This is a genomic window from Actinophytocola sp., assembly GCF_036402745.1.
GTDB lineage: Bacteria > Actinomycetota > Actinomycetes > Mycobacteriales > Pseudonocardiaceae > Actinophytocola.
Genome location: NZ_DASWSJ010000422.1, coordinates 1 through 10,823 on the forward strand (window position 1 = coordinate 1; position 10,823 = coordinate 10,823).

Sequence of the window (10,823 nt, forward strand, 5' to 3'; positions counted from 1 at the left end):
TTGTCAATCTCGGCGATCAGGTCCAGGAGCGTCTGGCCCGTGGCCGGGTCCATCGAGCCCTTGGTCCCGGACGCGCCGGCGGCCTTGGTGGCCTTGTTCACCAGTTCGTGCAGCTGGGGGTACTTCTCGAAGTGCGGCGGCTTGAAGTAGTCCGTCCACAGGACCCACAGGTGGTGCTTCACCAGCTCGCTGCGCTGTTCGGCGATGAAGATGGCGCGCGTGCGGAACTCCGGGTCCTCGTTGTCCTGGTACTTCTGCTGGATGGCCTTCACCGACTCGGCCTCGATGCGGGCCTGCGCCGGGTCGTACACGCCGCAGGGGAGGTCGCAGTGTGCGGTGGCCTCCAGGCGTGGGCCGAGAATACGCGACAGGAGTCGCATCTTTCCTCCTGAACAGGTTGACGCTCCGATGGTTTGGACACTACTCCCGGCACGCTGAGCAGACACGGCGGAGGTGATCGAGTTGAACCGGCTCGGGTGGCTGCCCTACCGGCGCATCCGGGTGCGCGGGCCCTCGATGGCGCCGACCCTGCGGGACGGTGACGTCGTGCTGGCCCGTCGCACGGGGCGCGCCCGGTCGGGGGACGTCGTGGTGGTCACGTGGGTGACCCGGCCGCACCAGCTGTCGATCAAGCGCGCGGTCCGGCGGGAGGGCGACGGCTGGTTCGTCGTCGGGGACAACGACCTCGCGTCGACCGACTCGCGCAAGCTCGGCGCGGCCGCCGTGCACGGGGTGATCCGCTGGCGGGTGTGGCCGCGGCCGCGGCGGCTAGCCGGCCGACCGTAGCCGCTGGTAGTGGGCCAGGCAGTCGGCGTAGCTCGGCAGCAGGCCGGCCTTCTCCGCCTCGGCGAGGTCGGGCGCCTCGCGGTCCTTGTCGGAGAGCACGACCTCGATCTCCGCCGGCCAGGGCAGGTCCAGCGCGGCGTCGAGCGGGTTGAGGCCGTGCTCGGCGGCCGGGTTGTAGCCGGTCGAGCAGAGGTAGGAGATCACCGTCTCGTCCTCGAGCGCCATGATGCCGTGCGCGACGCCCTCGGGGACGTACACGGCCCGGAAGTCCACCGGGTCCAGCCGCACCGCGTCCCACCGGCCGAACGTCGGCGAGCCGACCCGGATGTCGACGACGACGTCGAGCAGCGAGCCCTGCGGGCAGTAGACGTACTTCGCCTGGCTGGGTGGCACGTCGGAGAAGTGCATGCCCCGGATGGTGCCGCGGCGGGACTTGCTGTGGTTGGTCTGCGCGATCCGCAGCGGGTGCCCGACGGCCTTGACGAACGGCTCCTCGAGGAACGGGCAGACGAACAGCCCGCGGTCGTCGGGGAACACCCGCGGGGTGAACTCGAACGCGCCCGGTACCGCCAGTTCCCGTACATCCATGTGACGCACGGTACTCAACCCGCCCCGCGACCCTGAACGGCGGACCTGTCACACTGGGGGCACCGCAGCGTCCGCGGTTGCCCGCCAACAATCCGCGGGTGGCCGACCGGCCGGCAGATTGCTGAGCGTCGACACCACCCGATCGATGCTCCATCACGCCGCGACCACGCGGGGCTACTTTCTGTTTCCCCCGCATTGGCCCGTTGGAGGGACGCAATGACCACCGTGAATGATCCGCTCGTGCAACCGGACCTGAATGTTCCCGTGACCGATGACGAGATCTTCGAAGCCCACGAGGGTGGCAAGCTCGACATCGCGGTGACCAGGCCCATCGCCGACCCGCGCGCCCTGTCGATCGTCTACACCCCGGGCGTGGCCAAGGTCAGCCGGGCCATCGCCGAGGACGCCGAGCTCGCGCGGCGGTACACCTGGACCAACCGCCTCGTCGCGGTCGTCAGCGACGGCACCGCCGTGCTCGGCCTCGGCGACATCGGGCCCCGCGCGGCGCTGCCCGTGATGGAGGGCAAGTCCGCGCTGTTCAAGACCTTCGGCGGGCTCAACTCGATCCCGCTGGTGCTCGACACCACCGACGTCGACGAGATCGTCGAGACGCTGGTGCGCCTGCGGCCGTCGTTCGGCGCGGTGAACCTCGAGGACGTCAGCGCGCCGCGCTGCTTCGAGCTCGAGAAGCGGCTCATCGAGGCGCTGGACTGCCCGGTCATGCACGACGACCAGCACGGCACCGCGATCATCCTGCTGGCCGCGCTGCGTGGCGCCAACACCGTCCTCGGCCGGCCGATCGAGGACGAGCGGATCGTCATCGCGGGTGCCGGCGCGTCCGGCGTGGCCTGCGCGAACTTCCTGCTCTCGGCCGGCGCGGGCGACGTCACCGTGCTGGACTCGCGGGGCATCATCCACGTCGGCCGCGACGGGCTGAACCCCGTGAAGGCCGAGCTCGCCACCCGTTCCAACAAGGCGGACCTGCGCGGCGGGCTGGCCGAGGCGCTCGACGGTGCGGACGTGTTCGTCGGCCTGTCCGGCTCCACGGTGCCCGAGGACCTGATCGCGACGATGGCACCCGAGTCGATCGTGTTCGCGCTGTCGAACCCCGACCCCGAGATCCACCCGGACGTCGCCCGCAAGCACGCCGCGATCGTGGCCACCGGACGCAGCGACTTCCCCAACCAGATCAACAACTCGCTGGCCTTCCCGGGTGTCTTCCGCGGCGCGCTGGACGCCGGCGCGCGCCGGATCACCGAGCGGATGAAGCTGGCCGCGGCGGAGGCCATCGCGGCGGTCGCGGCGGAGGACCTCTCGGCCGACTACATCGTGCCCAGCGGCGTGGACCCGCGGGTCGCGCCCGAGGTCGCCGCCGCAGTCGCCCGGGCCGCCAAGGAGGACGGGGTAGCCTAAGCGTCGGCGGGAAGATCGGCGGCTGCGCCCGACCCGCCGGCATGCGGGCGAGAGGATGGCGCGGTGGCCGAGCATGTCGTGCGTGCCGGCCTGCCCTTCACCGAGGTGCGGGCCGGTGAGTTAGGCATGCCCGGCCTCGATCGGCCCGGCATCGCGCGGCCCACCGTCGACCACGTCACCAACGACGCGAGCTGGCGTTTCCCGCTCGCCGACGCCGAGGACCTGGCGGGCCTGGGCGTGTGGAGCGTCGATCTCGAGGCCGGGCTCGCCTACTTCTCCGACGGGCTGCGCGCGCTGTGCGGGCTGCCCGCGGACTGCACCGTCACCGACGCGCTGACGCTGGTGCACGCCGAGGACCTGGCGCGGCTCGGCACGTTCCGGGTCGGGCTGTTCGACCCGGCCGTGCAGCCCACCGAGGTCGAGGTCCGGGACGCGAGCGGCGAGCGGACCTTCCAGATCCGGGCGCGCTCCGAGGTCGACGCCAACGGCAACGTCGTGCGCATCCGGGGCACCGTGCAGGACGTCAGCGGGTTCCGCGAGGCCGAGCGGCGGGCCAGCCAGGACCGGCGGCTGTTCGGCGACGCCCAGCAGGTGGCCCGGCTCGGCACCTGGGAGTGGAACACCGCGACCGGCGAGTGTGTCTGGTCCTCGATGCTCTACGAGCTGTTCGGCGTCGACCCGGACACGCCGATCACCTACACCGATTACCTCAGCCTGGTGCACCCGGACGACCGCGGCTGGGTCGACCAGCGCTGGCGCGAGCTCGCCGAGACCGGCCGGCCGGTCGAGGCCGAGCACCGGGTGATCCAGCCGGACGGCACGCGCCGGGTGTTCCGCTGCCGCGGCGCCGCGCTGGACCGCGGCGGCCAGGTCATGATCGGCACCGCGCAGGACGTCACCGAGCAGCGGTCCACCGAGACCCGGATGATGCGCTCGTCGCAGCGGTTCTCCGACCTGGTCGCCATCGCGCCGGTCGGCATCGGGCTCTTCGACGAGACCGAGCGTCTGGTCGACGCCAACGACGCGCTGTGCAAGCTGCTGGAGATGGACCTCGAGCGGCTGCGCGGCCAGGCCGCCGTCGACCTCGCCCACCCCACCGACCGCGCCGAGTCGCTGCTCACCGTCCACGACGACGGCCGGCCCGGGCACACGTCCGCGGACCTGCGAGCCGGCCAGCGGGTGCTCGTCACCGCGTCCGGCAAGCCGGTGTACTGCGAGCTCGGCGTCACCGAGTCGGTCGCCGACGACGGCCGGCGGTTCTGGCTCGTGGTGTTCTCCGACGTCACCGACCGGCGCCGGGCCGCGGAACGGCTGCGCTACCAGGCCACCCACGACGAGCTCACCGGCCTGCCCGGGCGGACGGCGGTCAACGAGCTGCTCGGCCAGCTCCTCGGCGGCCCCGAGGCCGGCTCGGTGGCCCTGCTGTTCTGCGACGTCGACAACTTCAAGCGGGTCAACGACTCCCTGGGCCACGACGTCGGCGACGAGCTGATCATCGCGCTGGCCCGGCGGCTCGAGCGTGGGCTGCCGCCGTCCTGCACGCCGGCCCGCATGTCCGGCGACGAGTACGTGGTCATCTGCTCGGACGTGCACGAGGTCGGCGGCGTCGAGGCGCTCGCCAACCGGGTCGCCCGGCTGCTGCGGACCGCGGTGCCGGTGCGCGGCCAGCTGCTGCGGGTGTCGGCCACGATCGGCGCGGCGGTGCCGAGCGGCGCGGACACGTCCGCGGCCGACCTGCTGCGCTTCGCCGACGCGGCCATGTTCAGCGCCAAGCGGCAGGGCACCGGGCGGGTCTCGCTCGCCAACGCCGAGCTGATCAAGAACGCGAACAGCCAGATGCTGCTGGAGGGCCAGCTCCGCGACGCCATCGCCAACGACGGCCTGGTGCTGCACTACCAGCCGGTGGTCGGGCCGGACGGCACGATCCTGTCCGCCGAGGCGCTGGTGCGCTGGCCGCACCCCGAGCGCGGGCTGCTGGGGCCCGGCGAGTTCCTGCCGGTCGCCGAGCAGGGTGACCTGATGCGGGACCTGGACCGGTGGGTCCTGCGGACCGCGCTGTGCGAGGCGGCGACGTGGCCGATCCTCCTCGGCGGGGTGCTCGGCGGCGGCCCCGGCGTGGCGGTCAACCTGAGCGGTCTCGTGCCCGGCGACCCGGAGTTCGTCGAGATCGTGTCCGCCGTGGTGGCCGAGGCCGGCATCCATTGGGACCGGGTGATGCTGGAGCTGGTGGAGACCAGCCTGATCGACCTGCCGTCCCGCACCCGCTCGACGATGGCCGAGCTGGCGGACCGCGGGGTCCGGTTCGCCGTGGACGACTTCGGCACCGGCTACTCTTCGCTGGCCCGGCTCAAGGAGCTGCCGGCGCAGATCATCAAGATCGACCGCGCGTTCGTGTCCGGCGTGGCCACCGAGGCGGCCGACTTCGCCGTGGTGCGTGCCCTGGTCGACATGGCCCGCGCGATGGGCCGCACGTGCGTGGCCGAGGGTGTGGAGACCGAGTCGCAGTTCCACGTGCTGCGCAGCTTCGGCGTCGAGGCCTACCAGGGGTGGCTGCTGTCCCAGCCGCTGCCGGCGGGTGAGTTCCGCGAGCTGCTGCGGATGGGCCCGCTGCACATCCCCACCGGCTCCTGACCGCTCCCGGGCGCCGAGATCGTCTCGACTTGGCAACGGCTGCGCCGATCGGAGCAACCTGCTGGGCCGGGCGGCCGTCGTCAAATGCTGAGATGCCCTGCCTTTGTCGGTCCCAAGGGCTAAGGTCGGGCGACCTACGGCCCGAAGGTGGCCGTCTCGACCTGAGGAGCCTCGAGGGTGATCGAGTTCCAGGCCGTGACCAAGAAGTATCCGGACGGCACCGTCGCCGTCGACAACCTCGACATCACGGTGGAGGAAGGCCGGATCACCGTGTTCGTCGGGCCGTCCGGGTGCGGCAAGACGACGTCGCTGCGGATGATCAACCGGATGATCGACCCCACCAGCGGCTCGATCCTGTTGGACGGCAAGGACATTCGCGAGTCCGACCCGCCCCTTCTGCGGCGCGGCATCGGCTACGTCATCCAGCACGCGGGACTTTTCCCGCACCGCACCGTGCTGGACAACGTGGCCACCGTCCCGCTGCTCACGGGGTCCAGCAAGCGCGCCGCCCGCGGCAGAGCCGGTGAGCTGCTCGAGCTCGTCGGGCTGCCCACCGGGCTCGCCAAGCGCTACCCGGCGCAGCTCTCCGGCGGCCAGCAGCAGCGCGTCGGCGTCGCCCGCGCGCTCGCGGCCGACCCGCCGGTGCTGCTGATGGACGAGCCGTTCAGCGCGGTCGACCCCATCGTCCGGGACGACCTGCAGCAGCAGCTGCTGCGCCTGCAGTCCGAACTGGACAAGACCATCGTGTTCGTCACGCACGACATCGACGAGGCCATCAAGCTCGGCGACAAGGTCGCGGTGTTCCGGGTCGGCGGCCGGCTCGCCCAGTACGACACCCCGTCGGCGCTGCTGGCCAAGCCCGCCGACGAGTTCGTGTCCTCGTTCGTCGGCCGCGACCGCGGCTACCGGGCGCTCGGCTTCCTCACCGCGGACGGCATTCCCGTCGGTCCGGTCGCCACGGTCAAGGTCGGCGAGCCGGCCGAGCAGGCCCGCGGCGCGCTCACCGACGGGTGGGCGGTCGTGGTCGACGCGGAGAACAAGCCGCTCGGCTGGATCTCCGCCGACCTGCTGTCCACAGTGGAGCAAGTGGGCCCGGACGACCTGGTCTCCGGCGGCTCGCTGTTCGAAGTGGACTCCGCGGCGGGCAGCACGGCGGGCTCGCTGCGCAACGCGCTCGACGCGGCGCTCAGCTCGCCGGCCGCGGTCGGCATCGCGGTCGACAAGCAGAGCGCGGTCGTCGGCGGCGTCACCGCGGACACCGTCCTGTCCGCGCTGGCCGACGCGCGCCGGTCCGGTGAGGTGCCCACGTGAACGTCGACTGGCCGTGGCCGTGGCTCGACCGCAACTGGGACAAGATCGGTGAGGCCACCAGCGAGCACCTCTACCTGGCGCTGCTGCCGGTGCTCGTCGGCCTGCTGGTCGCCATCCCGCTCGGCTGGGCGGCCAGCCGCTGGGCGCTCGCCCGCGGCATCCTGGTCCCACTCGCCGGCGTGCTCTACACCATCCCGTCGCTGGCGTTGATCACGCTGGTGCCGCTGCTCATCGGCACGCGCATCATCGACCCGCTCAACGTCCAGGTGCCGCTGGCGATCTACACGATCGCGCTGCTGGTCCGCTCGGTGTCCGACGCGTTGCTGGCGGTGCCCGGCGAGGTCACCGCGGCGGCCACGGCCATCGGGTTCCGCCGGTTCCGCCGGTTCCTCACCGTCGAGCTGCCGCTGGCCATCCCGGTGATCATCGCCGGGCTGCGGGTCGCGGTCGTGTCCGCGATGAGCCTCGCGTCGGTCGGCGCGCTGATCGGCATCGGCGGGCTCGGCGGGCTCATCACCGAGGGCTTCAAGCGCAACAACGCGGTCGAGATGGTCGTGGCCATCGCGCTGATCGTCGTCATCGCGCTGATCGTCGACGCGCTCCTGCTGTTCGTCGGCGGGCTCATCACCCCGTGGACCAGGGCCCGGCGTGTGCGGGCGGTGTCCGCGTGAACTCGGCGTTCGGCTGGCTGTTCGACCCCGCCCACTGGTCCGGGCCGGATGGCTTCCCCACCCGCATCCTCGAGCACCTCGGGTACACCGCGCTCACCGTGCTCATCGCGGCGGCGCTCGCCGTCCCGCTCGGCGCCGTCGTCGGGCACACCGGCCGCGGCACGTTCCTCGTCGCCGGGCTGTCCAACTGGCTGCGCGCGCTGCCCGAGCTGGGCCTGCTCACGCTGCTGGTGCTGCTCACCTACGTCGGCCTGCTGCCGGTGGTGATCTCGCTGGTCATCCTGGCCATCCCGCCGGTGCTCGCGGGCACCTACGCGGGCGTGCGCAACGTCGACAGTTCCGTTGTGGACGCCGCGCGCGGGATGGGCATGCGGGAGTCGCGCGTGCTGTTCAGGGTCGAGCTGCCCAACGCGCTCCCGCTGATCCTGGGCGGCATCCGCTCGGCCACGCTGCAGGTCATCGCCACGGCGACGATCGCGGCGTACGTGTCGCTGGGCGGACTCGGCCGGTTCGTCATCGACGGCAACAACTCGGGCGCCGGCTCCCCGGACGGCTACCCGCAGATGGCCGCGGGTGCCATCGCCATCGCGGTGCTGGCACTGGTCGTCGAGGGACTGCTGGTGCTCGTCCAGCGCATGGCCGTCTCGCCGGGGCTGCGCAACGCCGCCAGCCGCAAGCGGACCGCGCGCATCTGGCGGCGGCCCACACCTGATTTGGTCAAGTAGGGAAACACATGAGGAGACTTGGAATGAAGCGCGTACTCGCCGGTGTGGCGACCGTCGTCGCGGCGGCGCTCACGCTGACGGCTTGTGGCAAGTCGGATCCGCTGGCGCAGGACAAGGGCTCCGGCTCCGGTGACTCCGTCTCCGTCGGCTCGGCCAACTTCCCGGAGAGCCAGCTGCTCGCCGAGATCTACTCGCAGGCCCTCGAGGCCAAGGGCGTCACCGTGTCGCGGCAGTTCGACCTGGGCAGCCGGGAGAAGTACTTCGACGGGCTCAAGGACGGGTCCATCGATCTCATTCCCGAGTACACCGGTGTGCTGCTGCAGTTCATCGACAAGTCGGCCAAGGAGACCACCCCGGACGAGGTGTACGCGGCGCTGCAGAAGGCGCTGCCGTCGAACCTGACCGTGCTGGACAAGGCGGCGGCCGAGGACAAGGACGCGGTGGTGGTCACCAAGGAGACCGCCGCCAAGTGGAGCCTGAAGAGCATCGAGGACTTCGCGCCGCGCTGTGCCGAGTCGGTGTTCGGTGCCGCGTCGGAGTTCAAGACCCGGCCGGACGGCATCCCGGGCCTCGCGAAGACGTACCACTGCACGTTCAAGAGCTTCAGCTCGCTGGAGCCGGGCGCCATCACGACGAAGGCCCTGCTCGACGGGACCGTCCAGGCGGCCGACATCTTCACGACCGACGCCGCGATCGAGGCCAACGGGCTGGTGGTGCTGGAGGACCCGAAGAACAACTTCGCCGCGCAGAACGTCGTGCCGCTGATCAGCAAGGCCAAGGCGAGCGACACGGTGAAGACGACGCTGAACGCGATCTCGGCGAAGCTGGACACCAAGACGCTGCTGGACCTGAACGTCCGGCTGAACGCGCCGGACAAGCCCGCCTACGCCGACGTCGCGAAGCAGTGGCTGAGCGAGATCGGCGTCTGACCTCTTCGTGCTTTGCTGCTTCGGCGCGGCCCGCGAGTCTTCGGCTCGCGGGCCGCGGCGCGTTCGCGCGGGCCACGCTCACCCGCGCGGCTCGCCGCCGATTCGCGTGGTCAGGTCGTTCGCCGCGCGCAACGTCTCCGCGGCCAGGTCGGGCCACGTCTCGCCGCATTCTTCGGCGCACGGGTGGCGGAAGGTCGTGCTGATCGCGGCTATCGGGTGGCCCGCGTGGTCCACCACCGGGGCCGCCACCGACGCGAAGCCCGGGGTCACGTAGCCGTCCTCCACGGCCCAGCCCCGGCGGCGGGCGGCGGAGAGCAGGCGCCGCAGGTCGGGCAGGTGGGACGGGCCCCGGCCGGTGCGGTCGACGAAGCTGTCCCGGCCCGGGAACAGGGCCCGCACCTGGGCCGGCGGGAGCAAACCCAGCATGGCGCGGCCCGAGGCGGGCAGGGACGCCGGCAGGCGCACCCCGACGTCGGTCACCACCGTCGCGTGCGGGTGTGGGGGCTGTTCGCGCAGCAGGTACAGGGTCTCCCGACCGTGCAGCACGCCCAGGTGCGCGGTGTGGCCGGTCCGCGTGATCAACGCCCGCAGCACCGGACGCGCCAGCCGCTCGAGCGGGTCGTGGCGCAGGTACGCCGAACCCAGCTCGAACGCCGCGAGGCCGAGCCCGTACCGGCGGTCCTCCGGCAGGTGGACGACAAATCCTGCCGCGGACAGCTCCGCCAGCAGGTGGTACGTCGTCGACCGGGGCAGGCCCAGCTCGCGGGCCACCGAGCCCGCGGTCACCGGGCCGGCCTTCGTGGCCAGGAGGCGGAGCACCGACAGGCCTCGGCGTAGCGCCGGCACATCAGTTCCCACGTGGACCAGTCTGGGATACCAGACCACGATCGGCCATCCCGGGTCGTGCGACGCGGCGGGACGGGCTGGGATGGGCACATGCAACCGGTTCAGGTGGACGGCGGGGCGCTGACCCGCGAACAGGTCGTCGCGGTCGCGCGGGGCCGCGCGACCGTCACGCTGGGCGAGACGGCCCTCGACGAGGTGACCAAGTCCCGCGCGCACATCGAGCAGCTCGCCGACGCCGACACACCGACCTACGGCGTCTCGACCGGCTTCGGCGCGCTCGCCACCCGGCACATCCCGCCCGACCGGCGCGCCGCGCTGCAACGGTCGCTGATCCGCTCGCACGCGGCCGGCGCCGGCCAGCCGGTCGAGCCCGAGGTCGTCCGCGCGCTCATGCTGCTGCGCCTGCGCACGCTCGCCACCGGCCGCACCGGCGTCCGGCCGGTCACGGTCGAGACCCTCACCAAGATCCTCAACGCCGGCATCGTCCCGGTCGTCCACGAGTACGGCTCGCTCGGCTGCTCCGGCGACCTCGCCCCGCTCTCCGCGGTCGCGCTCGCGTTGATGGGCGAGGGCGACGTGCTCGAGGACGGCGAGACGCGCGGGGCCGCGGACGCGTTGAGGGCCAGCGGGATCGAGCCGGTCGTTCTCGCCGAGAAGGAGGGTCTCGCGCTCATCAACGGCACCGACGGCATGCTCGGCATGCTCGTGATGGCGCTCACCGACCTCTCCGTGCTGATGCGTACGGCGGACATCGCGGCCGCCATGTCGGTCGAGGGTCAGCTCGGCACCGACCGGGTCTTCGCCCCCGAGCTGCAGGCGATCCGCCCGCACCCCGGGCAGGCCCTGTCCGCTGCCAATCTGACCGCGATCCTGAAGGACTCCGGCGTCGTGGCCTCCCACCGAGGACCCGACTGCAACCGGGT

General features: G+C 72.0%; 11 protein-coding genes. 8 read left to right on the forward strand and 3 right to left on the reverse strand.

What is annotated here, in order from left to right; all coding sequences use genetic code 11:
• Nucleotides 1-380, reverse strand: a 380-nt coding sequence (gene sodN / locus VGD70_RS36495) for a superoxide dismutase, Ni (protein WP_331089683.1), incomplete at its 3' end; no start/stop codon positions are given.
• Between the two features lie 73 nt (nt 381-453).
• On the opposite strand from sodN, the gene VGD70_RS36500 reads away from it, so the two are divergent.
• The gene (locus VGD70_RS36500) at nt 454-786 is read left to right on the forward strand and encodes a S24/S26 family peptidase (RefSeq protein ID WP_331089685.1); all 333 of its coding nucleotides are present in this window, start codon (nt 454-456) and stop codon (nt 784-786) included.
• Here VGD70_RS36500 and VGD70_RS36505 read toward each other — a convergent pair.
• Nucleotides 769-1,374 (reverse strand): dTDP-4-dehydrorhamnose 3,5-epimerase family protein, encoded by a 606-nt coding sequence (locus VGD70_RS36505; RefSeq protein ID WP_331089687.1) that lies wholly within the window; start codon nt 1,372-1,374, stop codon nt 769-771. The genes VGD70_RS36500 and VGD70_RS36505 overlap by 18 nt on opposite strands.
• 216 nt (nt 1,375-1,590) lie before the next feature.
• Between VGD70_RS36505 and VGD70_RS36510 the strand changes: the two genes are divergently transcribed.
• The 6 genes from VGD70_RS36510 to VGD70_RS36535 all read left to right on the forward strand — a co-directional run bounded on the left by VGD70_RS36510 (nt 1,591) and on the right by VGD70_RS36535 (nt 9,054).
• Nucleotides 1,591-2,787: an NADP-dependent malic enzyme gene (locus VGD70_RS36510; RefSeq protein ID WP_331089689.1), complete on the forward strand. Its 1,197-nt coding sequence runs from the start codon at nt 1,591-1,593 to the stop codon at nt 2,785-2,787.
• Nucleotides 2,788-2,850: 63 nt separating this feature from the next.
• Nucleotides 2,851-5,418, forward strand: coding sequence for a sensor domain-containing protein (locus tag VGD70_RS36515; protein WP_331089691.1), 2,568 nt, complete (start codon nt 2,851-2,853; stop codon nt 5,416-5,418).
• Between the two features lie 177 nt (nt 5,419-5,595).
• Nucleotides 5,596-6,729 carry an ABC transporter ATP-binding protein gene (locus VGD70_RS36520; RefSeq protein ID WP_331089693.1) on the forward strand — a complete coding sequence of 378 codons (1,134 nt, stop codon included), beginning with the start codon at nt 5,596-5,598 and terminating at the stop codon, nt 6,727-6,729.
• Nucleotides 6,726-7,400 (forward strand): ABC transporter permease, encoded by a 675-nt coding sequence (locus tag VGD70_RS36525; protein ID WP_331089695.1) that lies wholly within the window; start codon nt 6,726-6,728, stop codon nt 7,398-7,400. The genes VGD70_RS36520 and VGD70_RS36525 overlap by 4 nt, the downstream gene beginning before the upstream one ends.
• Entirely contained in the window at nt 7,397-8,125 is a 729-nt protein-coding gene (locus tag VGD70_RS36530; RefSeq protein ID WP_331089697.1) for an ABC transporter permease, read from the forward strand. The genes VGD70_RS36525 and VGD70_RS36530 overlap by 4 nt, the downstream gene beginning before the upstream one ends.
• A gap of 23 nt (nt 8,126-8,148) precedes the next feature.
• Complete coding sequence (locus VGD70_RS36535; RefSeq protein ID WP_331089699.1) at nt 8,149-9,054, forward strand: ABC transporter substrate-binding protein; 906 nt, start codon at nt 8,149-8,151, stop codon at nt 9,052-9,054.
• A 78-nt stretch (nt 9,055-9,132) separates the two neighbouring features.
• Here the strand turns inward: VGD70_RS36535 and VGD70_RS36540 are convergent, their stop codons facing one another.
• The gene (locus VGD70_RS36540) at nt 9,133-9,912 is read right to left on the reverse strand and encodes an IclR family transcriptional regulator (protein WP_414638140.1); all 780 of its coding nucleotides are present in this window, start codon (nt 9,910-9,912) and stop codon (nt 9,133-9,135) included.
• A gap of 78 nt (nt 9,913-9,990) precedes the next feature.
• On the opposite strand from VGD70_RS36540, the gene VGD70_RS36545 reads away from it, so the two are divergent.
• A partial coding sequence (locus VGD70_RS36545; protein WP_331089701.1) for an aromatic amino acid lyase occupies nt 9,991-10,823 on the forward strand: 833 nt, incomplete at its 3' end.